This window comes from Rhodococcoides corynebacterioides NBRC 14404 (genome assembly GCF_001894765.1).
GTDB lineage: Bacteria > Actinomycetota > Actinomycetes > Mycobacteriales > Mycobacteriaceae > Rhodococcoides > Rhodococcoides corynebacterioides.
This window is the reverse complement of sequence record NZ_BCWV01000007.1, coordinates 158,803-185,723: the sequence shown is the minus strand read 5'-3', so window position 1 is coordinate 185,723 and position 26,921 is coordinate 158,803. Positions and strand designations below refer to the sequence as shown.

The 26,921-nt window shown below is 69.8% G+C and carries 24 protein-coding genes; 6 read left to right on the top strand and 18 right to left on the bottom strand.

All coding sequences use genetic code 11. The features are described from left to right. Positions 1-10 precede the first annotated feature (10 nt). From RC2_RS16445 to RC2_RS16420, 6 genes are all read right to left on the bottom strand, one after another. On the bottom strand, positions 11-676 hold the full coding sequence (locus tag RC2_RS16445; protein WP_068148922.1) for a SipW-dependent-type signal peptide-containing protein: 666 nt from the start codon (positions 674-676) through the stop codon (positions 11-13). Positions 677-1,007: 331 nt separating this feature from the next. After that, a complete protein-coding gene (locus RC2_RS16440) occupies positions 1,008-2,531 on the bottom strand; it encodes a catalase (protein WP_068148927.1) in 1,524 nt (507 codons plus the stop codon). Between the two features lie 87 nt (positions 2,532-2,618). Continuing rightward, the gene (locus tag RC2_RS16435) at positions 2,619-4,325 is read right to left on the bottom strand and encodes a GMC oxidoreductase (protein WP_068148931.1); all 1,707 of its coding nucleotides are present in this window, start codon (positions 4,323-4,325) and stop codon (positions 2,619-2,621) included. Continuing rightward, positions 4,322-5,863, bottom strand: a complete 1,542-nt coding sequence (locus RC2_RS16430; RefSeq protein WP_068148934.1) for a flavin-containing monooxygenase — start codon at positions 5,861-5,863, stop codon at positions 4,322-4,324. The genes RC2_RS16435 and RC2_RS16430 overlap by 4 nt, the downstream gene beginning before the upstream one ends. Then, a complete protein-coding gene (locus RC2_RS16425; RefSeq protein WP_068148935.1) occupies positions 5,860-6,438 on the bottom strand; it encodes a TetR/AcrR family transcriptional regulator in 579 nt (192 codons plus the stop codon). Before RC2_RS16425 ends, RC2_RS16430 begins: the two co-directional genes overlap by 4 nt. Positions 6,439-6,482: 44 nt before the next feature. Next, positions 6,483-7,580, bottom strand: a complete 1,098-nt coding sequence (locus RC2_RS16420; protein WP_068148973.1) for a glycosyltransferase — start codon at positions 7,578-7,580, stop codon at positions 6,483-6,485. Between the two features lie 193 nt (positions 7,581-7,773). Between RC2_RS16420 and RC2_RS16415 the strand changes: the two genes are divergently transcribed. Both RC2_RS16415 and RC2_RS16410 read left to right on the top strand, forming a co-directional pair. Further along, positions 7,774-7,971, top strand: a complete 198-nt coding sequence (locus tag RC2_RS16415; RefSeq protein WP_068148938.1) for a PspC domain-containing protein — start codon at positions 7,774-7,776, stop codon at positions 7,969-7,971. A gap of 240 nt (positions 7,972-8,211) precedes the next feature. Further along, positions 8,212-8,892, top strand: coding sequence for a hypothetical protein (locus RC2_RS16410; protein ID WP_139277438.1), 681 nt, complete (start codon positions 8,212-8,214; stop codon positions 8,890-8,892). An 8-nt stretch (positions 8,893-8,900) separates the two neighbouring features. Here the strand turns inward: RC2_RS16410 and RC2_RS16405 are convergent, their stop codons facing one another. Beyond that, positions 8,901-9,932 carry an aspartate-semialdehyde dehydrogenase gene (locus tag RC2_RS16405; RefSeq protein ID WP_068148944.1) on the bottom strand — a complete coding sequence of 344 codons (1,032 nt, stop codon included), beginning with the start codon at positions 9,930-9,932 and terminating at the stop codon, positions 8,901-8,903. A gap of 4 nt (positions 9,933-9,936) precedes the next feature. Next, complete coding sequence (locus RC2_RS16400; protein WP_068148948.1) at positions 9,937-11,202, bottom strand: aspartate kinase; 1,266 nt, start codon at positions 11,200-11,202, stop codon at positions 9,937-9,939. 112 nt (positions 11,203-11,314) lie between these two features. On the opposite strand from RC2_RS16400, the gene RC2_RS16395 reads away from it, so the two are divergent. The 3 genes from RC2_RS16395 (at position 11,315) to RC2_RS16385 (ending at position 15,506) form a co-directional block, all read left to right on the top strand. After that, positions 11,315-13,027, top strand: coding sequence for an FUSC family protein (locus tag RC2_RS16395; protein ID WP_083529701.1), 1,713 nt, complete (start codon positions 11,315-11,317; stop codon positions 13,025-13,027). 171 nt (positions 13,028-13,198) lie between these two features. Further along, positions 13,199-15,016, top strand: a complete 1,818-nt coding sequence (gene leuA / locus RC2_RS16390) for a 2-isopropylmalate synthase (protein WP_068148952.1) — start codon at positions 13,199-13,201, stop codon at positions 15,014-15,016. A gap of 163 nt (positions 15,017-15,179) precedes the next feature. Beyond that, positions 15,180-15,506, top strand: a complete 327-nt coding sequence (locus RC2_RS16385) for an STAS domain-containing protein (protein ID WP_068148955.1) — start codon at positions 15,180-15,182, stop codon at positions 15,504-15,506. Here RC2_RS16385 and RC2_RS16380 read toward each other — a convergent pair. Continuing rightward, positions 15,439-16,401 (bottom strand): LysR family transcriptional regulator, encoded by a 963-nt coding sequence (locus RC2_RS16380; RefSeq protein WP_082895533.1) that lies wholly within the window; start codon positions 16,399-16,401, stop codon positions 15,439-15,441. The two genes, RC2_RS16385 and RC2_RS16380, sit on opposite strands and share 68 nt — an antisense overlap. Positions 16,402-16,473: 72 nt before the next feature. Between RC2_RS16380 and RC2_RS16375 the strand changes: the two genes are divergently transcribed. Then, positions 16,474-17,427, top strand: a complete 954-nt coding sequence (locus RC2_RS16375; RefSeq protein ID WP_082895536.1) for an EamA family transporter — start codon at positions 16,474-16,476, stop codon at positions 17,425-17,427. Here the strand turns inward: RC2_RS16375 and RC2_RS16370 are convergent. From RC2_RS16370 to RC2_RS16330, 9 genes are all read right to left on the bottom strand, one after another. Beyond that, positions 17,418-18,905, bottom strand: a complete 1,488-nt coding sequence (locus RC2_RS16370) for an MFS transporter (protein WP_082895534.1) — start codon at positions 18,903-18,905, stop codon at positions 17,418-17,420. The genes RC2_RS16375 and RC2_RS16370 overlap by 10 nt on opposite strands. After that, positions 18,902-19,708: an MBL fold metallo-hydrolase gene (locus tag RC2_RS16365; protein WP_139277436.1), complete on the bottom strand. Its 807-nt coding sequence runs from the start codon at positions 19,706-19,708 to the stop codon at positions 18,902-18,904. Before RC2_RS16365 ends, RC2_RS16370 begins: the two co-directional genes overlap by 4 nt. A gap of 144 nt (positions 19,709-19,852) precedes the next feature. Continuing rightward, on the bottom strand, positions 19,853-20,452 hold the full coding sequence (locus RC2_RS16360) for a TetR/AcrR family transcriptional regulator (protein ID WP_068148957.1): 600 nt from the start codon (positions 20,450-20,452) through the stop codon (positions 19,853-19,855). Between the two features lie 66 nt (positions 20,453-20,518). Continuing rightward, entirely contained in the window at positions 20,519-21,655 is a 1,137-nt protein-coding gene (locus tag RC2_RS16355) for a thiolase C-terminal domain-containing protein (RefSeq protein WP_068148960.1), read from the bottom strand. Beyond that, positions 21,652-22,116: a Zn-ribbon domain-containing OB-fold protein gene (locus RC2_RS16350; RefSeq protein WP_068148965.1), complete on the bottom strand. Its 465-nt coding sequence runs from the start codon at positions 22,114-22,116 to the stop codon at positions 21,652-21,654. Before RC2_RS16350 ends, RC2_RS16355 begins: the two co-directional genes overlap by 4 nt. Before the next feature lie 59 nt (positions 22,117-22,175). Further along, positions 22,176-22,982: an acyl-CoA thioesterase domain-containing protein gene (locus tag RC2_RS16345; protein ID WP_083529700.1), complete on the bottom strand. Its 807-nt coding sequence runs from the start codon at positions 22,980-22,982 to the stop codon at positions 22,176-22,178. Further along, a complete protein-coding gene (locus RC2_RS16340; protein ID WP_068146290.1) occupies positions 22,979-23,821 on the bottom strand; it encodes a MaoC/PaaZ C-terminal domain-containing protein in 843 nt (280 codons plus the stop codon). Before RC2_RS16340 ends, RC2_RS16345 begins: the two co-directional genes overlap by 4 nt. After that, a complete protein-coding gene (locus RC2_RS16335) occupies positions 23,818-24,750 on the bottom strand; it encodes an SDR family oxidoreductase (RefSeq protein WP_068146287.1) in 933 nt (310 codons plus the stop codon). Before RC2_RS16335 ends, RC2_RS16340 begins: the two co-directional genes overlap by 4 nt. Then, the gene (locus RC2_RS16330) at positions 24,747-26,918 is read right to left on the bottom strand and encodes an acetate--CoA ligase family protein (RefSeq protein WP_068146314.1); all 2,172 of its coding nucleotides are present in this window, start codon (positions 26,916-26,918) and stop codon (positions 24,747-24,749) included. Before RC2_RS16330 ends, RC2_RS16335 begins: the two co-directional genes overlap by 4 nt. Between the last annotated feature and the right edge of the window lie 3 nt (positions 26,919-26,921).

Sequence of the window (26,921 nt, the reverse complement as noted above, 5' to 3'; positions counted from 1 at the left end):
ATCGACCGGCTCAGGGCACGACGGCGGTCGCGTCGAACTTCCAGGTGACAACACCCGTGGTCGTACCCGCGACCGTACTGGCCGGGGCCGTCGGGGACATGGTGACCGCGAAGCACAGCGGGACCTCGGTACCCGCTTTCGGCAGGGTGAGGGCACTGTCGGCGCTCGACACCCCCAGCGCGCTGCCTGCGGTCACGATGGGCGCCGTTCCGCCGGCGAGGGACTTCGCGAGGCAGTTCGCCCGTGTGACACCGGGGACGACGGTGTAGGTCAGGTAGGGGAACAACGCACCGGTACTCGGAGTCGCCCCGTTCAACTTGACCGCGGCGTCGTATGCACCCCCGGCCGTGCTGCCCTTGCCCACCCGCAGCGACACCGGTGCATAGACGGTGTCACCGGGACCCATGGCGTTGAATCCGGTCGAGAAGGAGAACGACCCCGCCGCGTTCCCCGGTGTCTGGTCGTACTCGCCCCACGTCGTTCCGTCGAAGTTGCCCTGCACGTTCCAGTTCGCCGCGCTGAACTCCGCCTGCCCGAACACGTTGTCCGTCCACGCCGCCAGGGTGACGGCCGCGCCGACGCCGAGGACGAGACCGCCAGCCAGCAACGCACGGACCTTGCGGCGGCGGACGGAGCGGTCGTCGCGCTCCGAATCCTGTGGGAGATCGGTAGTCATGACGGGCCCCTGTTCCATTCACTGCGCCATTCCAGCAATGGCCGCGGAGGAACTATAGAGCCAAACGCGACCCGTCACATTCCAAACGTTCTCTTTATTCCGGGTAACCATCCGGCGGAACCCGGGTTAGCACCGACCGGAAGCGATGATAGGGACCGAGAAACTTGAACCAACCGATCGTTCGTCACCCGAACTCGGTACCAGTGGCCGCAGCAGGGCCGCAAAGCGCGATTAAGACGGGATTTCAGACACGCGCGACCCAAACGTGATTTACATCACATAAAGGTGCACCCCACCCCGGCGGACCGGAGTGGGGTGCGACAGCCTGCGATCAGACCCGGGCAGCCTCGTCCGCTGGGTCGTCGACGGCACCGGCTCCGGTGGTGGGTGCGGACTCGCCCTGCCCGGCGCGCACACCCTCCTCGACCTTCTTGCCGATCTCGGGGTCGACGTTCCGCCAGTACTCGAACACGCGCAGCAGCACCGGCTCGGTCACGCCGTTGAGGGCGTGGCCGACGATGTTGTCGACCAGTCGCTCACGGGCGTCGTCGTCCATGACCTCCCGCACCAACTGCCCGGCCTGGACGAAGTCGCCGTCCTCGGGATGCTGGACGTAGCCGGTGCGGACGAACCGCGGCTCGAAATCCCACGCGCCGTCGTCGCCGTAGCGGTTGCTGTCCGCGGCGGGCCCGCCGTACGAGTTGGGCGCGTACACCGGCGTGTCCGCCGAGTTGTAGTGGATGTTCATCGCGCCCTCCTTCGAGTAGGAGTTGATCTCCGCCTTGGCGCGGTTCACCGGCAACTGCGCGTAGTTGGTGCCGATCCGGTAGCGGTGAGCGTCGGCGTAGCTGAAGATGCGGCCGAGCAGCATCTTGTCGGGGCTCGCGCCGATGCCGGGCACCAGGTTGGACGGCTCGAACGAGCTCTGCTCGATCTGGGCGTGGAAGTTCTCGGGATTGCGGTTCAGCGTCATCCGGCCGACCTCGATCAGCGGGTAGTCCTTCTGCGACCACACCTTGGTCAGGTCGAACGGGTTGAACCGATAATTCTCCGCCTCGTCGTACGGCATGATCTGCACCTTCACGGTCCAGCTCGGGAAATCGCCGTTGCGGATGGAGCCGAACAGATCCTGGCGGTGGTGATCGGGCGAGGTGCCGGCGAGCTCGTCGGCCTTGTCCTGCGTCAGGTACTCGATGCCCTGGTCGGTCTTGAAGTGGAACTTCACCCACGACTTGGTGCCGTCGGCCGCGATGAACTGGTAGGTGTGCGAACCGAAACCGTCCATGTGCCGGAACGACTTCGGGATGCCGCGATCGCCCATCAGCCACGTCACCTGGTGCGCCGACTCGGGCGAGAGCGTCCAGAAGTCCCACTGCATGTTGTTGTCACGCAGACCGGAGTCCGGCATGCGCTTCTGACTGCGGATGAAGTCCTGGAACTTGAGCGGATCGCGGACGAAGAAGACCGGCGTGTTGTTGCCGACCATGTCCCAGTTGCCCTCGGTCGTGTAGAACTTCAGCGCGAAACCGCGCGGATCACGCCAGGTGTCGGGGCTGCCCTGCTCACCGGCGACGGTGGAGAAGCGCGCTAACACCTCGGTGGTGGCGCCGGGCTGGAACACGGCCGCGCGCGTGTACTGCGAGATGTCGCCGGTGACCTCGAACGTGCCGAACGCACCCGAGCCCTTGGCGTGCACCACGCGCTCCGGCACCCGCTCGCGGTTGAACTGCGCCATCTTCTCGATGAGGTAGTGATCGTGCAGCAGGATCGGCCCCTGCGCACCGGCGGTCAGCGAGTGCTCGTCACTCGGTACGGGCACTCCCGCGTTGTTGGTGGTGGGCTTGGGCGTCGTCATGGATCCACTGCCTCCTGCTGATCGGGGGACGCGGGGGCCGCCGCGTCAACGGAACGGCTACCCGCTCCCCCGCTCACGCAACCGTGGTCAGCGATCCTGGCCGACCACCGTCAACGGCAGCCGGAGAGCGCCCGGTGCGTGCACCGGCACCACCGGTGCGGCCGGGCTCTGCGGTGGCAGCGCCACGTACTCGCCCTGCATCGGCGGACGACGATCCTCCTCGCCCTTGTTGGGCCAGAGCGCCAGGGCCCGCTCGGCCTGGGCGGTGATGGTGAGCGACGGGTTGACCCCGAGGTTGGCGCTGACGGCGGAACCGTCCACCACGTGCAGCCCCTCGTACCCGTACACCCGGTGGTAGGGGTCGATGACGCCACGCTCGGGCGTGGCACCGATGACGCACCCGCCGAGGAAGTGCGCCGTCATCGGAATGTCGAAGACGTCCGCGAAGGACCCACCGGGATCGCCGCCGATCTTGTCCGCCGCCTTGCGAATGGCGACGTGACCCTCCGGAATCCATTTGGGCGGCGGCGTGCCACCACCCGGACGCGAGGTGAGTCGTCGGCCGAAACGACCCTTCTTCGACCCCAGTTCGAGCGAGTTGTCGTCGGTTTGCATGACCAACGCGATGACCGTGCGCTCCGACCAGTTGCGCACCGACAGGCTGCGCAGCGTGGCGGCCGGATGCCGCACGGCGACGCCCAGCGTCTTCAGCGGCCGGGGCAGTCGCCCACCGCCGTCGCTGAGCACGGTCTGCAGCAGCCCGATGGCGTTGCTGCCCTTGCCGTATCGGACCGGCTCGATGTGCGTGTGGTCGTTCGGGTGGAACGACGACGTGATGGCCACACCCTCGGTGAAGTCGATCTGGCGATCGCGGGCGGTGGCCGCGAGGACCGCCTCGGAGTTGGTGCGCACCACCGAGCCGAGCTTGTCCGAGAGGCGGGGCAGCTCACCACTCTCCTTCATGGCGAGCATGAGCTTCTGAGTGCCGTACGTGCCGGCCGCGAACACCACCTGAGAAGCGGTCATCACGGTCTCGCGGCGGCGCAGCTTCGCGCCGGTGCGGCGCACCCGCACCTCGTAGCCACCGCCCGCCCGCGGGCGCACCGAGGTCACCGTGGTGAGCGGATGCACGGTCGCGCCGGCGCGTTCGGCCAGATGCAAGTAGTTCTTGACCAGCGTGTTCTTCGCGCCCACCCGGCAGCCGGTCATGCAGGACCCGCATTCGGTGCAGCCGGTTCGGGTGGGTCCGACGCCTCCGAAGTAGGGATCGGGAACGTCCTTGCCCTTCTGTCCCGGCGCACCGAAGAACACGCCGACGGGCGTCGTGCCGAAGGTGTCGCCGACGCCCATCTCCTCGGCGATGTCGCGCATGATCTTGTCGGCGGGGGTGATGGTGGGATTGTCCTCGACGCCGAGCATGCGCTTGGCCTGGTCGTAGTACGGCGCCATCTCCTTCTCCCAGTCGGTGATGTCACCCCACTGCGGATCCCGGAAGAAGGGAGTCGGCGGCTGGTACAGGGTGTTCGCGTAGTTCAGCGACCCCCCACCGACACCGGCCCCGGCCATGACGAGGACGTTCGGCAGCAGGTGGATACGCTGAAGCCCGTAGCACCCGATCAGCGGCGCCCACAGGTACTTTCGCAACCGCCAGCTGGTCTTGGGCAGTTCGTGATCCTCGAACCGTCGACCCGATTCGAGCACGCCCACCCGGTAGCCCTTCTCGGTGGCGCGCAACGCCGCGACGCTGCCGCCGAAGCCGGACCCGATCACGATGACGTCGTACGTGTCCTTCATGCCTCCACCTTCTCGGTCGCGCGGTCGTCCCGCGTCGCAGCCACCGGACGCAGCGTGCGGTAGTTCTCGCGGTCGAAGTTCTTGGTAGCCCGGCGGAAGAGCCAGGTGAACGTCGGCCACATCGCCGAATTACGGCCGCTGGCATCGAGATACCAACTCGAGCACCCGCCCGTGTTCCACACCGTGCCGGCGAGATCGCGGTCGAGGCCGGCGTTCCAGGCGTCCATCGCGTCCGGGCGCACGTCCACCGCCTCGACGCCGGCGTCGGACATCTCCCGCAACGCGGATTCGAGGTAGGCCGACTGCGATTCGAGCATGTAGACGATCGAGCTGTGCCCGAGGTTCGTGTTGGGCCCGTACATCATGAACAGATTGGGGAAGCCGGCGACGGTGGTGCCGCGGTACGCCCGCGGGCTGCCCGCCCACCGCTCGGCGAGCGTGACACCCTCCCCGTCCCGGATCAGGTGCGCCACAGGGGGTTCCGTCGGGGTGAACCCGGTTCCGAAGACGATGACGTCGACCTCACGCTCGCGACCGTCGCGGTCGACGACGCCCGTGGGCGTCACCGCGGTCAATCCGGAGTCGACCAGCTCGACGTCGGGACGCTGGAGGGTGTCGTACCAGTCGTTGGACAGCAGCATGCGTTTGCAGCCGATGGTGTACGACGGCACGATGCGCTCACGCAGCGTCCGATCCCGCACCTTGCGCCGGAGGAAGGCCGTGGCCACCAGATGCGCTGCGCCGAGCAGCTTCGGGCGACGGGCCATCATCTCCACGTACATCTCGCGGTAGGCGTAGATCGCGCCGCGCTGCGCCTTGAGCGTCCACGGCGCGCGACGGTACAGTGCGCGCTCCAGCGGGCCCCTGGTGCGGTCCGCGCGCGGGACCACCCATGCCGGAGTCCGCTGGAACACGACCGTGCGATCGGCGATCGGCGCGATCTCCGGCACGAACTGGATCGCCGACGCGCCCGTCCCGACGACGGCGACCCGCTTGCCGGAGAGTTCCACGTCGTGATCCCACGTCGCGGAATGGAATGCCTGTCCCTGGAACGAGTCCAGACCGGGCACGGCGGGCAGCTTGGGGGTCGAGAGGGTTCCCGTCGCGGCGACGAGGATCCGCGCCGTGCACTCCCCCTTCTCGGTGGTCACCTGCCAGCGGCACCGATCCTCGTCCCACCGCGCGTCGAGCAGCGCGCACCCGGTGATCAGCCGCTCACGAATGCCGTGGCGGTCCGCCACCCCACGCAGGTACTCGTGGATCTCCGGCCCGCGCGCGAAGGTGTGCTTCCAGTCGGCGTAGGGGGCGAAGGAGAACGAGTAGAGCGACGTCGGGACGTCGCAGGCGACGCCGGGGTAGGTGTTGTCGCGCCACGTGCCCCCGACGTCGTGGGCCCGCTCGATCACGGTGATGTCCGCGGTCGGGTTCTGCCGCAGGACCCGGGCGACGACGCCCATCCCGGCGAATCCGGAGCCCACGACGAGAATGTCGGTGTGGGCGGGCAACTCTCGTGTCGCCGACTCGAGTGACGTGGTCATGCCTCGGTCACCGCCTTCTCCCACACCGGCAGCAGTCGAGCCCGCATGTCCTTCTCCTCTCGGGGTGTGCGCAGGATGGCGGAGACCGCCATTCCCCTGGCCAGTTCGATACTCAGTTCGAAGGCGGCGGGACTCATCCGGTCGCCGTAGATCTCACGTCCACCGAGTTCGAGTGCCTCGGTGACCTTGCGTTCGAGCGGCAGCACGGCCGCGTGCAGCGACGGGTCGGTCCGGGCGGCCACCCACAACTCCAGTGCTGCGTGGAACAGCGGGCCCGAGAACGCGTCGAGCAGCAGCTCGAGTCCGGCCGCCTCCCGGTCGACGGTCAGGAACTCCGCGAGCCGACGCTCGACGAGGTGCTCGACGGCCGCGACCACCAGCGCCTCACGGGTGGGGAAGTGATGCAGCTGAGCGCCGCGCGAGACACCGGCGCGGCGCGCGATCTCCTGGGTCGACGCCCGGGCGTATCCGAGGTCGACCAGCACGTCGATCGCGGCGTCGAGCAGCCGGGCTCGGGTCGTCGCCGTGCGCTCGGCCTGGGTGCGCCGGGGTGGGGCGGTAGTGGTGTCGCTCACACCGGTGACGATAGCGGGAAACTTACAAACAGTCCAGACTGACTTTAAGTTGCCCGACGCGCCGCACCGGCCAGGATGCTCAGCATCGCGTCGACCGCCACGGGCCACGCGAACTCCTCCGCGCGAGCGCGGGCGGTGTGCCGGCCGCCACCAGGCAGGCTCAGCGCGTTCGCGATGCCGTCGGCGAAGTCGCGGCCGGTGTTGGCCACGGCCGCACCGCACGCCGGGGTGACGATCTCGGCGGACGCCGAGGTCGCCGAGACCACGGCGGGCGTCCCCGAGGCGAGGGCCTCGAGCGCGGCGAGCCCGAACGTCTCGTGCGGGCCGGGCGCCAGGGCGACGTCCGCCCCTGCGAGCAGCCGCGCCACGCGCATCCGATCGCCGACGAAGCCGGTGAACTGCACCGGCAGTCCGGCCGCCCGGCGCTCCAACGCAGCCCGACGGGGCCCGTCACCGACCACGGTCAGCTCGGCGTCCACGCCCTCCCGTCGCAGGTGGGCCAGGGCATCGATGCTGCGTTCGGCGTGCTTCTCCACCGACAGCCGGCCGCAGTGCACCAGACGGACGAGACGCCCCTCGTTCCGACGACGCCGTCGCGGATGGAACAGCTCGAGGTCCACCCCGAGCGCCACTCGCCGGGCGTCGACGTCGATGCGGTCGAACTCCTGTTCCGCGAACTCCGTCGTACACACCACCGCGTCGTGACCGGCCGCGCTGCGACGATTCGCCGCGTCCGCCAGACGCCGTGCCGCGGCGCCGGGCAGCACCTGACCGAGCAGCCGATCGAGCCGTTCGTGGCTGATCATCACGCTCCCCATGCCGCGCTCGCGCGCCCATGCACCGAGCCCGCGCAGAGTCAGCCGGTCGGATACCTCGAGCACGTCCGCACCGATCTCGGCGACGACCTCGGCGGTGGGGCCGGGCCGAGCGACGCGGTAGCCCCCGGTGAACGGGAGGCCCGACGACGGGACCTCGATCCGGCGGACGCCGGTGGCCGTCGTCGACTCGGCGTACGACGTGCCCGGCACGATCAGGGTCACCCGGTGGCCGCGGGCGACGTACCCGGCGCCGAGCTGATCGACGGCAGTGCGGAGTCCGCCCGATCGCGGGCCGTAGAAGTTGGCCACCTGCACGATGCGCATGGCGGGAGTATCGACAGGCCCGGTCACGGAACCGATGTACGACGACGGGCCGCGCGGCGAACTCCGGACGAACTCGTCGCGTCGACCCGACCTGCCCCGCCCGAGGAGGCCGACCCGAGCGAGCCACGCGGGAACCCGCGACCGGCGCTGCACGTTGTCCCGGTGACCGATCGCCCGACCGGAAGGACTCGCCATGACCACGCCCGCACGTCGCCTCACCCGATCCCGTCGCAGCAAGGTCGTCGCCGGCGTCTGCGGCGGACTGGCCGAGCGGTTCGGGCTGAGCCCCAATCTGGTTCGCCTGCTCTTCGTGCTGTCGTGCATTCTGCCCGGTCCGCAGTTCGTGGTGTATCTCGTGCTCTGGATCGCGATCCCCAAAGCGGCGTACTGACCGACTCGCGAGGCGGACCTGCCGATCGTCCCGATCGGACCCCGGATTCACGGGAGAATGGACACTTGCGCCCGTTCCCGAGGGCGTCCTAGTGTCGATGCGACGCCCGCGCCGGGACCGCCGTTCAGCGGTGGACCGGTCGGGCAGCCAATGCTCGTGACGATCGAACCCGCGTCGTCACCGCACGTGCCCCGCCGATCACGATTCGCCCGCACCCTTCCGGGCGATCCGAGGACGCCGATGCCTGCTCTACCCCCGAACGACCCGTCGGTCCCCCCACCCGACCACGCCCGGGCGCGGTACGCCTGGAGGTCGCTGGACCGACGCGACGCCGCCCGCTTGTGGGACGACCTGGTGGACTGGGTCTGGTGGCTGCGCGACCGGTACGAGCTCACGGAGACCGTGCCGGCGTGCTGGTACCGGCACGGCGCGGTGGTCGAGGAGTTCACCGCACTGTTCGCCTGGTGGCGAGCGGCTCAGGCCGCGGTCGAGGTCGGTCGGCACGACGACGTCGCCATGCGACGCCTGGCCGAGTGGCACACTGACGGACTGTGGGCCCTGGTCGACCGGCTTCACCGCATCACCGACTTCGATCGCTGTCTCGCCGATGGCTGCACGCACACCTCCGGGTTCCTGCACGCGCCCGACGGCGCCGCCGAGTCGATGGAGCCGATCGAGATCGAGCCCGTGGCGATCGACGCGGACTACGCGGGCGATTACACGGGTGACGACGTCGCCGAGGCGGACGTCGTCGCGGTGTTCGGCGAGAACCTCATGCTCTCGGCCGTCGTCAGCGGCGAGGCCACCGCACTCGACACCGACTCCCGACACGGCCGCTACCGCATGGGCGGCCGGTTGTGGTCCTGGAGCCCGATTCTCGGCGGGTACATCCCGTCGGAGGATTCGATCTCCCGGAACTGACCCGCGATTCAGGTCGCGAGCAGTTCCGCGATCTGAATCGTGTTGAGCGCCGCGCCCTTTCGCAGATTGTCACCGGAGACGAAGAGCGCGAGGCCGCGCCCGTCCGGTACGCCCGGATCCTGCCGGATGCGACCGACGAGCGACTCGTCGATCCCGGCCGCCGCCAGCGGAGTGGGGACGTCGGTCACGCGCACGCCCGGTGCCGAGGACAGCAGTTCCGTGGCCCGCTCGACCGACAGCGGCGCGGCGAACTCGGCGTTGATCGACAGCGAGTGCCCCGTGAAGACGGGCACCCGAACGCAGGTACCGCTGACGAGCAGGTCCGGCAGACCCAGGATCTTCCGGGACTCGTTGCGCAGCTTCTGATCCTCGTCGGTCTCGCCGCTCCCGTCGTCGACCAGCTTGCCGGCGAGCGGCAGCACGTTGAACGCGATCGGGGCGGTGTAGACCTGCGGATCGGGGTACGCGAGCGCGCTGCCGTCGTGCACCAGTTTCTCCGCGTCGGCGACGACCGCGCGGGCCTGCGTGGCCAGCTCCTCGACGCCGGCGAGACCGCTGCCGGACACGGCCTGGTAGCTCGAGACGATCAGTCGCTGCAGACCGGCTTCGTCGTGCAGCACCTTGAGCACCGGCATCGCGGCCATGGTGGTGCAGTTGGGGTTGGCGATGATGCCCTTCGGCAGGTTCCGCACGGCCTCCGGATTGACCTCGCTGACCACCAGCGGCACGTCGGGGTCCTTGCGCCACGCCGACGAGTTGTCGATGACGGTGACGCCCGCCGCGGCGAACCGAGGAGCCTGCTCGCGGGACATGGTGGCGCCCGCCGAGAACAGCGCGACGTCCAGACCCGTCGGGTCCGCGGTGGACGCGTCCTCGACCACGATCTCGCCGTCGCCCCAGGGCAGCGTCTTCCCGGCCGACCGTGCTGATGCGAAGAAGCGCACCGACGCCGCCGGGAATCGGCGCTCCGCGAGCAGCGTGCGCATGACCGCGCCCACCTGTCCGGTGGCGCCGACGACGCCGATGTTCAGTCCGCTCATGGTTCTACCGTCCTGTTCCGCCGTGGACCACGGCGATCTCGTCGCCGCCCAGTCCGAATGCCGCATGCAGCACTCGGACCGCGTCGTCGAGCTCGGAGTCCTTGGTGAGCACCGAGATTCGAATCTCCGAGGTGCTGATGAGGTCGATGTTGATGCCCGCCTCGGCCAGTGCCTCACAGAAGGTGGCCGTGACGCCGGGATGGGACTTCATGCCCGCGCCGATCAGCGAGACCTTCCCGATGTGGTCGTCGTAGAGGACCTTCGAGAATCCGATCTCCTCCTGCATCGCCGTCAACTTGGTGACGGCGGTGGGGCCGTCGGTCTTCGGCAACGTGAAGGTGATGTCCGTCTTGCCGGTCTCCACCTTCGAGATGTTCTGCAGGACCATGTCGATGTTGATCTCGGCGTCGGCGACGGCGCGGAAGATCTTGGCCGCGTAGCCGGGCTCGTCGGGCAGACCGACCACGGTCACCTTGGCCTCGCTGCGGTCGTGCGCGACGCCGGTGAGGATGGCTTCTTCCATTGGGATGTCCTCCATGGATCCGGACACGATGGTCCCTGGCTTGGTGGTGTACGACGAGCGGACGTGCACCGGAACGTCGTACCGGCGGGCGTACTCGACGCACCGGAGCATGAGCACCTTGGCCCCGCACGCGGCCATCTCGAGCATCTCCTCGAAGGACACCTTCTCGAGGTGACGCGCGTCGGGCACGATGCGCGGATCGGCGGTGAAGATGCCGTCCACGTCGGTGTAGATCTCGCAGACGTCGGCGTTCAGCGCGGCCGCGAGGGCGACGGCCGTGGTGTCCGATCCGCCGCGGCCGAGGGTGGTGACGTCCTTGCTGTCCTGGCTCACCCCCTGGAAGCCGGCGACGAGCACGATCGACCCCTCGTCGAGGGCGTCGCGCACCCGGCCGGGGGTGACGTCGATGATCTTGGCGTTGCCATGGACTCCGGTGGTGACGACGCCGGCCTGCGACCCGGTGAAGGATCGCGCTTCCGCGCCGAGCGAGTGGATGGCCATCGCGACCAGCGCGTTCGAGATGCGCTCGCCGGAGGTGAGCAGCATGTCCATCTCGCGCGCGGGCGGTGCCGGGCTGACCTGCTGGGCGAGATCGAGCAACTCGTCCGTGGTGTCGCCCATCGCGGAGACGACCACGACGACGTCGTCGCCGCGGCGCTTGGTCTCGACGATCCGCTCCGCCACGCGCCGGATGCGCTCGGCGGTGGCCACCGAGGACCCCCCGTACTTCTGGACGACGAGTGCCACGCTGGTACTACCTCCTGGACTGCTGTCTTCGCTCCGGGTCGGGTCGGCGAGTCAGCCTACCGAGAACGCCTCCACTCGGGGCAATCGCGTGCTCGCTCCCTACCATCGATCCGTGAGCCGACCCGATTCCCCCGCTCTGCCGCCGCGGCAGGGATTGCGACGGATGTTCGTGGAGGTCCCCGCCCGCGGCCGACGGTGGCCCGCCGGTATCAGGGCCGCGCTGGCCTTCGGCATCCCGGCGTTGGTCCTGCTCGCGCTCGGTTTCCCGACCGAGGCACTGCTCACGGCCGCGGGCGGATTCGCCGTCGTCTACGGCGAGGGACGCGCGTTCCGCGCGCGGTGGGCGGTGGTGCTCACCGCCGGTGCGGCCCTGGTGGCGTCGGCGGCCGTGGGCGGACTGGTCGGGCAGTACGCGCCCGCGCACACGGTGGCCGGCGGCGTCGTGCTCGTGGTGGTCCTGACGGTGACCGCAGTGATCGGCGTGGTCGTGGTCGACGCGCTGCGGCTGGGTCCGCCCGGCCCCTTCTTCTTCGTGCTGACGTGCGCCATCGGATCGGTGGTGCCGCTCGCGGGGGTGTCGTGGACCGTCAACGCCGGCTGCGTCGCGATCGGTGCCGCCTGGGCCGTCCTGGTGTCGATGTCGTCGGCGTTCCGAGACCCGATCCGGCGACGTCACGCCGACCCGAGGCGGGCTCCCGAACGCGACGCCGTCGCCGCCGCCGAACGGGCGGTCACGGCGTTCCTCTCCACGCTGGACGACACCGACCGAGACGACACCGCCCGGACCGAGCACGCGGCCGGTGGCCGGGTCGTGTCCGCGCGGCATCGGGCGGCCACGGCCCTCGACACCGCCTGGGCGACGCTGCACGATGCACGACTCCCCGCCCACCGACCGGACGACCCGCTGGTCCAGCGACTCCTGACCGTGCACCACACGTTCGCGGCAGCCGGTGCGGGACTTCCCCTCGACCCCGACCACGCCGCGGACGCGGTGCACGACGGCATTCCCATGGCCCGGCCGTCGGTCGGCTTCCGGCTTCGCCGGGCCCTGCACCCGCACTCGCACGCGACCACCACCGCGGTGCGGGTCGGCGTCGCCTCGCTCGCCGCGGGCGGTCTGGCCGTCGCCGCCGAACTCGGGCGACCCGACTGGGCCGTGGTCGGCGCAGTGCTGGTGCTCCAGCAGGGGCCGGATCGACCACGGGGCCTGGTGCGCGCGGCCCATCGACTGGCGGGAACCGCACTCGGGGTGGTGCTCTTCGCGGCGATCTTCTCGCTGCACCCGTCGGGTTTCGCTCTGGTGCTGACACTCATGGCGCTGCAGTTCCTCGTGGAACTGGTCATCGCCCGGAACTACGGCATCGCCGTCGTCTTCATCACCCCGCTCGCCCTGCTGATCGGCGGTGCCTCGCACCCCGGCGCGCAGGCGTGGCCGCTGGCGGCGGAACGTCTGATCGAGACCACCATCGGCGTCGCGTGCGCCGTGGCGGCGCTGTGGCTGGTGCTGCCCCGAGCGCATCGACGGTGCCTCGACCGGTGCCTCGTCCGGACCGTCACCGCCTGCCGGACCCTCCTGATCCACCTGCGCGGGTCCACCGTCGACGCACCGTCGTCGATGGCCCTGCGTCGGGACGTCCAGTTCGAACTGACCGGGGCCGCGCTGGCCGCGGAACACGCCGTCGGGGACGACCGTGCGTGGGCGTCGACGCAGTGGGATCGCTACCTCCGGGTGGACGCCGTCGGGCACGACCTGCTGGCCGCGTGCCGAACCCGCGGCGCGGGCGCGATCGACCCCGAACCCTGGCTGCGTCGACTTCCTCGGTAGCGGCCCCCCTCTCGTTCGGAGCGCCGCGGCGGAGTAGTGTGACGGCCATGTTCGGCGCCGGGTACGCCCTTCTCCTTCGTCGCCGCGACGGGGTCTGACCACCAGACCGGCTCCCTGTCGCGGGTCTTTTCGGCGCCGGTCGACCCCTCATTTCGCCAACGGAGAGTCACCATGTCACCCGCCGACGCATTCGTATCCGGTTCGCGCACCGTCACCACCCCGACGAAGCCCGCGCCCCCGGACCAGCCCGCCTGGAACACCCAGAAGACCTCGTCGATGCCGACGTTCCGGTATCGCCCGTTCGCCGACGAGGTCGAGACCGTCACCCTCCCGGACCGCACCTGGCCCGACGTGGTCGTCGACCGCGCCCCCCAGTGGTGCGCCGTGGATCTGCGGGACGGCAACCAGGCGCTGATCGACCCCATGAGCCCGGCTCGCAAGCGACGGATGTTCGAACTGCTGGTGCGCATGGGCTACAAGGAGATCGAGGTCGGATTCCCGTCCGCGAGCCAGACCGACTTCGACTTCGTCCGCGAGATCATCGAGGACGGTGCCATTCCCGACGACGTGACCATCCAGGTGCTCACGCAGTGTCGGCCCGAACTCATCGAGCGCACGTTCGTCGCCTGCGAGGGCGCGAACAAGGTGATCGTCCACTTCTACAACTCGACGTCGATTCTGCAGCGCCGGGTGGTCTTCCGCGCGGACACCGACGCGATCGAGAAGATCGCCACCGACGGTGCCCGCAAGGTTCTCGAGGAATCGCTGAAGTACCCCGACACCGACTGGCGGTTCGAGTACTCCCCCGAGTCCTACACCGGCACCGAGCTGTCCTACGCCAAGCAGGTGTGCGACGCCGTCACCGAGATCATCGCTCCCACACCGGAGAAGCCGATGATCCTGAACCTGCCCGCCACCGTCGAGATGACCACGCCGAACGTCTACGCGGACTCCATCGAGTGGATGCACCGCAACCTGGCGCGTCGGGACTCGATCGTGCTGAGCCTGCACCCGCACAACGACCGCGGAACCGGCGTCGCCGCAGCGGAACTGGGCTACGCCGCCGGTGCCGATCGCATCGAGGGCTGCCTGTTCGGCAACGGTGAGCGCACCGGCAACGTCTGCCTGGTCACGTTGGGGCTCAACCTCTTCACTCGGGGCGTCGACCCGCAGATCGACTTCTCGAACATCGACGAGATCCGCCGCACGGTCGAGTACTGCAACCAACTGCCGGTCCACGAGCGTCACCCCTACGGCGGCGACCTGGTCTACACCGCGTTCTCGGGCAGTCACCAGGACGCGGTCAACAAGGGTCTCGACGCCATGAAGGTCGCCGCGGACGATCAGGACCAGGACGTCGACGACATCCTGTGGCAGGTGCCGTACCTGCCGATCGATCCGAAGGACGTCGGGCGCACGTACGAGGCCGTGATCCGGGTGAACTCGCAGTCCGGCAAGGGCGGCGTCGCCTACATCATGAAGTCCGATCACGGTCTGGCCCTGCCGCGCCGCCTGCAGATCGAGTTCTCCTCCGCGGTCCAGCGCGTCACCGACGGCGAGGGCGGCGAAGTCTCGCCCAAGGCCATGTGGGACGTCTTCGCCGAGGAGTACCTGACGCCGATCACCCCGCTCGAGCGCATTCGTCAGCGCGTCGCGGCAGCCGAGGTCGACGGCGGCACCGACTCCATCACCGCCACGGTCAAGATCGACGGCACCGAGCAGGAGATCTCCGGAACCGGCAACGGCCCGTTGGCCGCCTTCGTCGACGCGCTGGGCGCCACGCAGTACGACGTGCGCGTGCTCGACTACTCCGAGCACGCGATGTCCGCCGGGGACGACGCCCAGGCCGCCGCGTACGTGGAGGCGTCGGTCACCCTGCCCGGCGGCCAGGAGCACACGGTGTGGGGTGTCGGCATCGCCACCTCCATCACCACCGCGTCGCTGCGGGCCGTGGTCTCCGCTGTCAACCGGGCCGCCCGACGCGACTGACCACATTTCGCCCCCGCACCGCCCACGGGTATGACAGGCTGCAGACCTGTGGGCGGTCGCGTCGGGCGAACTGCGCCCCGGACCCCATCCGAGACCGGCACGGACGCGGGTGAGCCGAGCGGAGTCGAAGGGGAGGGCGTTGGCCGAGCGTGACCCGGGCCCGATGTCGAATTCCGTCGTCGCCGAACACACCGAGCAGGGCCTTCGCATCGTCACCGTCCGCGGCACCCTCGACCTGAGTTCGTCGATCCACCTCACGCCGGTCGACGCGTCCGTCCGGGCGGTGCTGCTGGACCTGCGCGGCGTCGACTTCCTGTCCTCCGCGGGCATCGCGACGCTGCTCCGCGTACGAAACGACGTGCCCTCGCGCGCCCCCCTCGTGGCCGTCGCCGACCACCAGGAAGTGGTGCGGCCGTTCGAGCTCAGCGGCCTCGACCGGCTGATCCCGGTGGTTCCGGATCTCGAGGCGGGCCGTCGCCGGGTGGGATGACGACGTCCTGCAGCGCGGCCACCTCGTCGTCGAACGCACGCAACACCGCTCGCACGGCCGGGCGCAGGTCCGCGCCGGGCCTGATGGCCACGTCGTAGACCCGCGCCGCGCGCACACCGGCCAGACGGCACCGCGCCACCGCCGGGTGGGCCGAGGCGTACCGGGGCATGAGGGCGATGCCGTGGCCGGACGAGACCAACTCCTCGATCAGACGAAAATCGTTGATACGCATGATCACTCGTGGCTCGACGCCCGTCACGGCGGCCACCGAGAGCAGAACGTCGTCGACCGGGAAGCCGCCACGCACACTGATCCATCGCTCGTTCGCGAGTTCGCGCACCTCCACCGATTCCCGTCCGGCCAACGGATGGTCCGGTGGCACGACGAGGTCGATGGGCTCGCGCAGCACGGTGCGCACCGCGACCCGCTCCGAGGCGATGGTCGGGGCCCGCTCGTCGCGGTGGGTGAGCACGACGTCGTAGTCGGCCAACAACCGCGGCACCGCCGAGGCCGGCACGTCCTCGTCGCGGGCGTCGACGGTGACACCCGACGACGCCATCCGGTGCAGCACGCGGGGCAGGAGGAGGGCCGCGCCCGACGGAAACAGTGCCACCCGCACCGTGCCGCGCGGGGTCTCGGAGAACGACTCCATCTCCGCCACGGCCCGGTCGAGCGCGGACAGCACCTCGTCGACATGGGGCAGCAGTGCCCGGCCCGCGGCGGTGAGGCGGAGACGACGCCCGTCGGGTTCGAGCAGCGGCACACCCGCCTCGCGGGTCAGCACCTTGAGCTGTTGCGAGACCGCGGACGGGGTGGTGGACAGCGCGGCCGCGGCGGCGGCGACCGTGCCGCGATCCGCAACCTCCCGCAACACCCGCAGACGACGGACATCCATGTAGCGAAACTACACGGAAGGGTCGGAACAATTCGATGGTGCTACAGCCTTCCGGGCCCCACCATGAAAGCCATGACCACCCGCGACCGCCTCCTCGGCCTCACCGTCGTCATCCTGTGGGGACTGAACTTCCTGGCCATCCGCGCCGGTCTCGACCAGTACCCCCCGTTCTTCTTCGCCGCGCTGCGGTTCGCCGTCATCGCCGTCCCCGTCGTGCTCTTCGTCCGCCCGCCTCGCGTGCCGATACGCTGGCTTCTGCTGTACGGAACCGGATTCGGACTCCTCCAGTTCGCCTTCCTGTTCGCCGCCATGAACGCGGGCATGCCCACCGGACTCGCCTCTCTCGTTCTGCAGTCCTCCGCGCCCTTCACGGTGGTGCTCGGGGCGCTGCTGCTGCGCGAGCACGTCGGACCACGTCAGTGGCTCGGCATCGGCGTCGCCGTCGGCGGCATGGTCCTCATCGGCTGGGACCGCGCGCAGACGGCCACCCTCATTCCCGTCCTCCTCACCCTCCTCGCCGGCCTGAGTTGGGCCTTCGGCAACCTCGGCAACCGCCTGGCCAAGTCCACCGAACCGATGCGTCTCATGCTGTGGATGACCGTCGTCCCGCCGCTCCCGCTCTTCGCGCTCTCCGCCGCCGTGGAAGGCCCGACGGCCGGCTGGTCCGCCCTCGCGGTGTCCGTCACCACCGGACAGCTCTGGGGCCTGGTCGGACTGGCCTACATCGTCTTCCTCGGCACCATCGTCGGCTCCGGGCTGTGGACCGTGCTCATCGCCCGCAACCCCGCCGGGGTGGTCGCGCCGTTCTCTCTGCTGGTGCCGGTGGTGGGCATCGCCGCCTCCTGGATCGTGCTGGACGAGACACCGTCGGTGCTGTCCCTCGTCGGCGCCGCCGTCGTCATCGGCGGCTGCCTGTGGGGACTCGGGACCACGCGGCGCAGCGCCGAACTCGTGCGGCCCGAGCTGGCCGCAGTCGCACGCTCCGGTCAGCAACACGAACCCGTCGCACGCTCCGGTCAGCGCTGATCCAACGACCGAGAGCGCCTCGCCACGATCGACGTCACCACGGTCAGCATCGCGACGCCGATCATCGCGACGAACGTCCGCCCGTACCCCTGCAACAACTGGTCGACGGCGGAATCGCCGATCTCACTGATGGTTCCGGCGAACACGAAACGACGCAGCTCGATCGGCAACGTACTCGTGACCACCGACAGGATCACGGCCGTGCCCACCACGAATCCGCTCGACTGCAACAGCAGCCGCATGGCGTTCGCGATGCCGAGGCGTTCGTCGGGAAGGTCGCGCATCAGAGCGGTGGCGTTGGACGGCATGAACAGACCGGATCCGATACCGGCGAGCGACAGTCCGACGAGCAGCACCGCGACGTGCAGCCGACCCGTCGCGGCCGCGAACAGGACGACGAGCGCGACCACGGTGACGACGTTTCCGGTCACCGTCAGGGTCGACGCGGAGATCCGTCGTTGCAGCGGCCCCGACGACAGGGACGCGATCAACGCTGCGATGGCCACCGGCAGCACCATCACCCCCGCGACGACCGGCGACACTCCCAGCACCGCTTGGAAGTAGAGCGCCATCAACAGGACCACGCCGCTCTGCGAGATGGAGTTGAGGAAGGACGCGATCAGGCCGAAACCGAAGGGCCAGTAGAGGAACAGCGCCGTGTCGATCAACGGATCCGGCACGGTGCTCTCGTACCAGAGGAACAGCGGTATCACCACGCAGCTCAGGGCGATGCCGCCGATCACCAGGGGGTGGCTCCACCCCAGCGACGTCGCCTGCGACAGCGCAGCGAGGCCACCGGTCAGGGCCACCAGAATCATCGCGTTGCCACGCAGATCCAGAGACTGCCGAGCACGCTCCGTCGGCACGGACTTCAGGGCCACCGCTCCCCAGATCAGGCACAGCACGCCGATGGGCACGTTGAACCAGAACACCCAGCGCCAGCCGGCCGACTGCGCGAGCAGCCCGCCCAGGGTCGGGCCGGCCAGTTGCGCGATGGAGAACGAGGCGAGGTAGATGCCCATCCCCTCGCCCAGTCGGTGCCGAGGGAACGCGGCGGTCACCAGCGCCGCGCTGTTGGTGAGCAGCATGGCGCCGCCGGCCGCCTGGATCACTCGGAACCCGACCAGCCACCACGCGCTCGGCGCCAGCCCGCACGCCACGCTGCCCAACGTGTACAGCGCGAGACCGGTCAGATACATCGTGCGCCGCCCGAACATGTCCGCCAGTCGGCCGAAGATGACGAGCAGGACGGTGTTGGTCAGGAGGTACGCGAGCAGGATCCAACTGGCCGCGACGCTGCTCGCATCGAAGTGCCGAGCGACCGTCGGCAGCGCCACGTTCAACGCACTTCCGGACATGCCCGAGACCATGCTGGCGAAGGCGACCACGCTGAGCGTCCGCCAGGCGTCGCGCATGACCTGGGGATCGTCTCGCGTCGGCGCGTCGTCGGCGCACTCGAGGTCGGCTCGAGCGGTCACGCGCGGGCCTCCGACCCCACCGGTTCGGACGTCGCGAGGTAGCGCAGTATGGCTTCCACGGACGACGCCGCCGCGCGGCGGACGTCCGGGTCGTCGAGATGCGGGTACATCGCCGTCACCAGCTCGTCGACCGTCAGCCCACTGTTCTCGCCGGTGAGGGCCTCGACCTGGGCGATCCGACGCAGGCGTGCCGCCAACCGTCGGTCCGCGGCGTCGGCCAGGCTGTCCAACACGGGTCCGTGCCCCGGGCGCACGGTCAGGTGCGAGCGGGTGCCCAACTCCGCCAGGCTGCGCAGGGTGCGCAGCATGTCGGCCATGAGCGACGGCCGAACCATCGGCGATCCGGAGCCGAGAATGGTGTCACCGGTGAAGATCTCGCGATGGGCCGGGAGCACGATGCACACCGAGTCGCGGGTATGGCCGGGCGTCGACAGGACCGTCGCGTCGATGCCGTCCGCGACCGTTACGCTGCGCTGCTCGGCGGCGGTCGCGTCCAGCAGGGTCGCCCCGCTCCACCGCAGTACGGCGTCGGTGGCCCCGTGGTGATCGTCGTGGTCGTGGGTGATCAGCACGGTCGTCACGGACCGGCGACCCACCGCGCGACGCAGGGCGTCGACGTGGCGGGCGTCGTCGGGACCCGGGTCGATCACCGCGCACGTCGACCCGCCGGGCACGCCGACGATCCAGGTGTTGGTCCCCTCGAAGGTCCAGGCACTCGGGTTCGGCGCCAGCAGCCACTCCACACACGACGCCACGCGCATCGGCTCGCCGGCCGCGGGTACCTCGCCGAGAAACGTCCCCATGTCGAGCACCTCTCTAGAAGTTACTTCTAGAATCGTACTCGACTATTGACGGTTGGCGCACAGAAGATCTCGAGATCGCGTGCCGGTCCACGCACGCGAGAAGGGCCGGCTCCCGTCACGGGAACCGGCCCTTCTTCCTCTCGGTCAGACCGAGAGCTTGCGTATCAACTCGCACATGAAGTCGGCCACCACCGTGGCCTGCTTGCGGGTGCGACAGTGCACCACCACTTCTCGCGACGACTCGACGATCACGTCCGTGAGGACGCCGAGCGTGATGCGATTGCGGCTGGTGTCCGCGGGACCGAGCAGCGCCGAGTTCTGCCGGATCCACTCGATCCGACCTTCCCGCCGGCGACGCTCGAACCCGGGCGGTCCGTCGTTGTCCAGGAACACCGCGGCCACGTCACGGCGCTGCCAGCTCCCGGCGAGGAATGCCCGGGCTCCGACACAGAACAGCTCGAGAGGATCGTCGGTACCGGCCCGACGCTCGGCGGCCACAGCCGCCCGAACCTGCTCGAGGTGCGCCGAGTTGTGTCGGTCCCAGAGGGCGGTGTAGAGCTCGGACTTCCCACCGAAATGGTGGTAGAGACTGCCCGTGCTGGATCCGGCGCGCTCGACGATGTCCGAGATGTTCGCATTGAGGAAACCGGATTCCGCGAAGACGTCCTGGGCGGCGTCGAGCAGCCGACGCTGCGTCTCTCCGGTCTTGCTCCACTGCCACGACGCGGCCTGCTTCTCGGCCATGGTTCCCCCCTGGTTCTCCGACCCGATGACAAAGCGTAATTCTAGAATTCGGGTCCGTCAACCAGGTCAGGCGGCGCCCAGCACCAGGGTCGCCCCTGCAGCGAACATCCCTCCGTTCCCCTGGACGAGCGAGGTTCGGACATCCGACACCTGCGCGGCGGCCCGACCCTGCAGCTGACGGACGGACTCGATCACGGCGAACATCCCGTACATCCCGGTGTGGGTGTAGGACAGTCCACCACCGTTGGTGTTGACCGGGAGCGAGCCCCCGGGGGACGTGTGACCCTCACGCACGAACTCGCCGGCCTCGCCTCGTCCGACGAACCCCAGATCCTCGAGACCGTAGAGAGGCAGGTGCGCGAACGCGTCGTAGATCATGACGTGGTCGATGTCCTTCGGCCTCAGGCCCGCGGAGGCGAACGCCGCCGCGCCGGATCGCGCGAAACCCTTGAACGACGTCATGTCCTCCATCATCGAGATGCCGGGGCCCTCGTAACCCTCGCCGGTGCCGAGGACACGCACCGGCGCGACGTCGAGGTCGCGGGCACGATCGGCCGTGGTCAGGATCAGGGCGCCACCCCCGTCCGTGACCAGACAGCACTCGAGCAGGTGGAAGGGCCAGGCGATCCACGGCGACGCCTCGACGTCGTCCACCGTCAGCGGGTCCCGGAACTTCGCCCGCGGGTTCATCGACGCCCACTTGCGTTGTGCCACTGCCACGTCGGCCAGGTGACGCCGTTCGGTTCCCGTGTCCTTCATGAACCGGGCGAAGGGGAGGGTGAATCGGCTCGGCGGACCCGTCACCCCGTACGGTGCCTCGAACTGCCCCACCGGCGACGCCGGGTCCGGCGCGTACCGCGGCGCCCCGACCCGGGAGCGGCCCGATTCACCGTGCGTGATCAACACGACCGAGCACTGCCCGGCCTCGAGTGCGGCGACGGCGTGCCGCACGTGGGTCAGGAACGAGGTCCCGCCGACGCTGGTGGTGTCCATCCACCGCGGCTCGAGTCCCAGGGCGTGGGCGACCGTCAGCGGCCCCGGCGCCGAGACGCCGGCGATACCGTCGATGTCCCTCGGATCGATCCCGCTGTCCGCGATGGCGTTCCGCGCAGCCTCGGTGTGCAACATCAGCGTCGAGTGGTCGGGGAGACGCCCCAGGGTGTCGGTCTCGGCCGCGCCCACGATCACCACCCCGCCGCTCATCGCGCCGCTCCGGTCGCCGGCTCGAACATCGGGACCGCGATCTCGCCCCGTCGTTCGAAGACCACCGTCAACGGCATGTCGAGCTCGAGCGAGTCCGGATCGGGATCGACCCCCACGATGTTGGTCATCATGCGGGGTCCCTCCTCGAGGTCCACGACGGCCACCACGTAGGGCACGTCGTCCTCGTAGCCCGGGCCCGGCCGATGCTCGATCACGAAGGTGTGCAACGTCGCCCGCCCCGAGCACGGCATCCAGTCGACGTTCGTCGACAGGCAACCGGGGCAGAAGTCGCGGGGGTAGAAGTACGCGACGTCGCAGTCGAGGCACCGCCGGACCACGAGACGGCCGGCGGCCGCCTCCGTCCAGTAGAACTCGGTGTCGGGGGTCGGAGTGGGCACCGGGCGACGGGACCGGGTGCCGGTCGCGTCCGTCGTCCGGGCCGTGGAGATCGTGCTGGTCATGCTCGCTCGCTTCTCTTCGAGGGCGGAGCCCGGGCACACGGCGCCGGGCGTGAGGTGGGTCAGTACGGGAGTGCCGCGGCGGAGGCGCTGCCGATCCGACCCGTGACGTCGTGCAGGGCGCAGGTGGAGACGGCCACTCCGTCGGTGACGACGCGGTCGATGTTCTCGAACCCGATCCACGGTCCGACCGGCAGTCGCGACAGATACAGCGTCACGTCGCCGTTGATGTAGTGCAGGCGCGTCGCACCCATGTTGGTGAAGGGGCTGACCCAGTCCGCGGCCATGGCCGCCACCTCGAACGGACTGTCCGCGGAGTTCTCCACCATCGGTGCCGTCTCGCGGAACCAGGCGAAGCGGCGGTCGTCCGGATCGGTCACTCGACGGACCTCCCCGAAGTGACGCGGCGCCGTCCGCACCGGCGGTTCGACCAGATCGGGGTCCGGCGGCCGATGCGAGGTGTGGGTCCAGGCCACCTCCTCGTCGGCGGCGCCGGAGCGCAGGGCCAGGACCGAGGCCCGTGCCACCACCACCCCGTCGACCGACGCGTCGACGTCGACCACGCGGATGCGGCGACCGTCGCGCACGGTGTGCGCCGCGATCGTCATCGGCCGCAGCGGAATGGGGCGGAACAGGTCGACGGTCATCCGACTGGGCACGAATCCCTCGGCCGGTAGGGCGTTCTCGACCTCCCTGGCCATCACGCCGCACACGAGCCGGCCGGCGACGAGGCTCTCCGACCAGGGGCTGCGGGCGTGCGGCCGGGGCTCGTACCGGCCGTCGCCGCCGACGAAGAACGCCTCGGTGGAGCCGCTCGGGGCCTCCGCGGAGCCACCCGCCGCCGTCCCGTCCCCCACGGTGGCGGTCATGCGACCACCGCGCTGCCACGATCGAGGACCACGGTCCCGTCGTCCAGCGACGTCCGGAATCGGATGCCGCCCGGCATGTTCCACACCTCGACGGTGAGACTCTGGCCGGGGCGGACGGGACGGGTGAAGCGTCCCGACATCGAGGTGAGGCGGTCTCCGTCGGATTCGCAGGCCGTGCGGATCAGCGCCCGTCCGGTGATCCCGTAGGTGCACAGCCCGTGCAGGATCGGGCGATCGAATCCCGCCCTCGCGGCGAACGTCGGATCGGAGTGCAACGGGTTCCGATCCCCCGAGAGTCGGTACAGCAGAGCCTGTTCCGGCCGGGTCGGGTAGGTGACGACGGCGTCGGGTGACGTCGTCGGCAACGCCTCGGCGGTCGGCGGCGCGGCACCCCGCCCGGCCACGCTCTCGCCCCGGACGAACATCGAGGACCGGGTCGTGACCACCGGGACGCCGTCGGCCGTACGCGACGACGACTCGACGGTGATCAGCGCACCCGACCCCTTGTCCACCATCGAGGTCACCGTGGACGTGACCTCGACGTCGCCCTCCACGGGCAGGGGGGCGTGCAGGTCGAACGATTGCTCCGCGTGCACGAGCATCGCGGGATCGAAGGATCCCATCGGGCGGCCGAGTCCGCCCTGCCCGACCAGGACGCCGTAGGTCGGCAGTACCTTCTGCTCGATGCCGGCCGAGTTCTCGGTGACGTAGGGCAGCTCGGCCGGGTCGGCGTCCTGGCCTGCCCCGACGCCGACCGCGTACAGCAGCGCGTCCGCCGACGACCACCGACGTCGGCGGGTGGGGCCGGGCGACCCCACCAGGTCGGTGTCGAGACTCATGGTCCGACCGTCTCGGGGACGAGTCCGTTCATGCCCGCGTTCGGTGCCGCCTCGGCCACCAGGCCCGGGATGACCGACCCCAGCTCACCCGGGTTCCACCGCCCGCCCCGGTCGACCGTCGGGCCCGCGCGCCACCCTTCCGCGACGCTGATTCGACCACCGCGCACGTTGAAGACCCGGCCCGTCACCCCCGCCGCCTCCGGAGAGGCCAGCCAGACCACGAGCGGCGCGATGTTGTCGGGCGCACTCTCGTCGAACGCGCCCTCCGGCAGCGGCGTTCGCGCCGAGGCACCGGGAAGGTTCTCGGTCATGCGAGTCAGGGCGGCCGGCGCGACCGCGTTGACGGTGACGCCGTAGCGCGCGAGTTCCATCGCGGCGATGATCGTCAGGGACGCGATGCCGGCCTTGGCGGCGCCGTAGTTGCCCTGGCCGATGTTGCCGTAGATGCCCGACGACGACGTGGTGTTGACGACGCGGGCGTCCACCGCGGCACCGGCCTTCGCCCGGTCCTTCCAATGGCGGGCCGCGTGGTGCAGGCAGAGGAACGTCCCGCGCAGATGGACTCGGATCACGTCATCCCACTCGGCTGCGGACATGTTGACCAGCATGCGATCCCGCAGGATTCCGGCGTTGTTCACCAGCGCGTGCAGTTCGCCGTACTGCTCCACCGTGCTCTCGATCAACCGGCGTGCGCCGTCCTCGTCGGACACGTCCGATCCGTCGACGCGCGCGGTGCCGCCCATCGACCGGATGAGGTCCACCACCTCGCCGGCGGGCCCGGCGGCGGTACCGGACCCGTTCACGTCCGCGCCGACGTCGTTCACGATCACCGTCGCGCCCTCGCGGGCGAATTCGAGCGCGTGTCCGCGACCGATGCCACGGCCGGCGCCGGTCACGACGACGACGCGTCCTTCGCACACTCCACTCACAGCGTGTTCTCCGTTCCGGGGTTCGGCAGAGTCCAGGTGATGAGCGCGTCGAGTGCCTCGCACTCGCCGCCCGTCACGGACAGGGGATTGATCTCGAGGGCCTGCAGACGGTCACCCAGTCCGTGGGCGACCGCAGCGATGCGCTCGACGACGAGGGCGAGCGCCTCCACGTCGACCGGGGCCCGTCCGCGCGCACCGCGCAACAACGCCGTGCCGCGCAGGCTCTCGATCGCCCGCACGATGTCGCGTCGACCGACGGGGAGAACTCGGATCGCGGCGTCGTCGAGGATCTCGACCCAGACGCCGCCCAGACCCACGGCGAGCGTCAACCCCCACACGGGGTCCCGCACCACGCCCACCAGCATCTCGAGGCCATCCTGCGAGCGGTGCGGCTGCACCAGGAGCGCGACGGGCGCCGTGGTGCGCTCGGACAGGGCGTCGAACACGGACCGGGCTGCCTCCGAGACCTCCTCCGGCGTCCGCAGATTCAGCTTCACGCCGCCGATGTCGCTCTTGTGGCCCAGTCCGTCCGCCGAGGCCTTGACCACCACGGGGTATCCGAGAGCGTCGGCCGCCGCGACGGCCTCCGTCACCGTGGTGACCCGCTCGGTGGGGACGACGGGAACTCCGTGCGACGCGAGGAATCGACCCGCGTCGTACTCGGTCCACATGCCGCTGGGTTCGGAGTCGAACACGCTGGGCCGAGGCTCGGGTGCATCGTCCGCGCCCGCGGCGCGGCGGCGCACCTCCTCCCACCGAACGGCATTGGCGATGGCCGAGATCCCGTGCTCGATCCCGCCGACGACGTGCGGGAAGTTCGTGCGCCGGGCGACCTCTCGGCCGTACTCGGTGACGTCGGTGAGCACGGTGCTCAGCACCACCGTCGGGACGGCGGTCGAGCGGACGCTGCGCGCCGAGTCGCCGTAGGCGGTCACGGTCAGCTCGGGATCGTTGCCGGGAACCCGCGGCAGTTCCGAGAGCAGGACCGCGAAGTCCACCTCGGGATCGCGGGCGACGACCTCGAGCGACCGACGCATGAGAGTCCGGTCGATCACCACGTAGCCGGTGACGTCGAGCGGGTTCTGCACGGTCGCGAACGCCGGCACGATCGCCTGCAGCTCGCGCGTGGTGTCCGCACCGAAGGTCGGCAGAACGAGACCCTCGTCCTCGGCGCGGTCGGCGATGATCTCCGACGCGCCGCCCGACGGCGTCACGACGCCGAGGCGCGGGCCCGGAAGTCCGCCGCCGAGACCGGCCATCAGCCCGGCGGTGAGAATCAGATCTTCGAGGGACCGCACCCGGACGACACCCATCTGTTCGAAGGCCGCGTCGATGACCGCGTTGTCGCCGACGAGCGCTCCGGTGTGCGCCAGAGCCGCTCGGGCACCGAGCGCGCTCCGCCCGATCTTCAGGGCGACGACCGGCTTGCCGGCCTCCAGCGCCCGCCGCGCGACCCGTCGGAATTCGTCCGGGTCGCGGACGGATTCGAGGAACAGCGCGATGACCGAGGTCGCGTCGTCGTCGACGAGGTAGTTCATGACGTCGGTGACCGACATCATCGACTCGTTGCCCATCGCCGTCAGGAAGCTGACGCCGACGTTGCGCGATTGCGCGAACTGCAGCACCGAGCTGGCCAGGGCACCGCTCTGCAGCACGAAGCCCACGGAACCGGTGATCAGGGGTCGCCCGATCGGTAGTCCGTACGGAGTGATGCCGGCGGAGGCGTTGATGAAGCCGTTGCCGTTGGGGCCCAGCACCGTCAGGCCGGAACTACGAGAGAATCGCACGATCTCGTCCTCGATGGCCTTCCCCTCGGGGCCGGTCTCGCCGAAGCCCGACGTGAGGATCACCGCGGCCCGCACCCCACAGGACACGGCCTCCTGCAGGGTCGGCAGGACGGCGGTCGTGGGGACCATGACGAAGACGAGGTCCACCACCTCGGGCAGCTCGCTCAACGACCGGAAGGTGCGTTCGCCGTGCACGACATCGGTCGATCGGTTGACCAGGTAGAGCGACCCTCCGAAATTGCTCCCCCTGATGTTCTGGAAGGTGTTGAGCGACCAGGGCGACTTGTCTGTCGCCCCGATCAGCGCGATCGAGCGAGGCTCGAAGAGCGCGCGGAGATCGAGGTCGCCCGGAGTCGGATCGGTCGCCGTCGAAGTCGTCAACGT

Coding starts and splice junctions, on each gene's coding strand:
- RC2_RS16445 (WP_068148922.1), bottom strand. CDS start 676: ATGACTACCGATCTCCCACAGGATTCGGAGCGCGACGACCGCTCCGTC.
- RC2_RS16440 (WP_068148927.1), bottom strand. CDS start 2,531: ATGACGACGCCCAAGCCCACCACCAACAACGCGGGAGTGCCCGTACCG.
- RC2_RS16435 (WP_068148931.1), bottom strand. CDS start 4,325: ATGAAGGACACGTACGACGTCATCGTGATCGGGTCCGGCTTCGGCGGC.
- RC2_RS16430 (WP_068148934.1), bottom strand. CDS start 5,863: ATGACCACGTCACTCGAGTCGGCGACACGAGAGTTGCCCGCCCACACC.
- RC2_RS16420 (WP_068148973.1), bottom strand. CDS start 7,580: ATGCGCATCGTGCAGGTGGCCAACTTCTACGGCCCGCGATCGGGCGGA.
- RC2_RS16415 (WP_068148938.1), top strand. CDS start 7,774: ATGACCACGCCCGCACGTCGCCTCACCCGATCCCGTCGCAGCAAGGTC.
- RC2_RS16410 (WP_139277438.1), top strand. CDS start 8,212: ATGCCTGCTCTACCCCCGAACGACCCGTCGGTCCCCCCACCCGACCAC.
- RC2_RS16405 (WP_068148944.1), bottom strand. CDS start 9,932: ATGAGCGGACTGAACATCGGCGTCGTCGGCGCCACCGGACAGGTGGGC.
- leuA (WP_068148952.1), top strand. CDS start 13,199: ATGTCACCCGCCGACGCATTCGTATCCGGTTCGCGCACCGTCACCACC.
- RC2_RS16385 (WP_068148955.1), top strand. CDS start 15,180: ATGTCGAATTCCGTCGTCGCCGAACACACCGAGCAGGGCCTTCGCATC.
- RC2_RS16380 (WP_082895533.1), bottom strand. CDS start 16,401: ATGGATGTCCGTCGTCTGCGGGTGTTGCGGGAGGTTGCGGATCGCGGC.
- RC2_RS16375 (WP_082895536.1), top strand. CDS start 16,474: ATGACCACCCGCGACCGCCTCCTCGGCCTCACCGTCGTCATCCTGTGG.
- RC2_RS16365 (WP_139277436.1), bottom strand. CDS start 19,708: ATGGGGACGTTTCTCGGCGAGGTACCCGCGGCCGGCGAGCCGATGCGC.
- RC2_RS16360 (WP_068148957.1), bottom strand. CDS start 20,452: ATGGCCGAGAAGCAGGCCGCGTCGTGGCAGTGGAGCAAGACCGGAGAG.
- RC2_RS16355 (WP_068148960.1), bottom strand. CDS start 21,655: ATGAGCGGCGGGGTGGTGATCGTGGGCGCGGCCGAGACCGACACCCTG.
- RC2_RS16350 (WP_068148965.1), bottom strand. CDS start 22,116: ATGACCAGCACGATCTCCACGGCCCGGACGACGGACGCGACCGGCACC.
- RC2_RS16345 (WP_083529700.1), bottom strand. CDS start 22,982: ATGACCGCCACCGTGGGGGACGGGACGGCGGCGGGTGGCTCCGCGGAG.
- RC2_RS16340 (WP_068146290.1), bottom strand. CDS start 23,821: ATGAGTCTCGACACCGACCTGGTGGGGTCGCCCGGCCCCACCCGCCGA.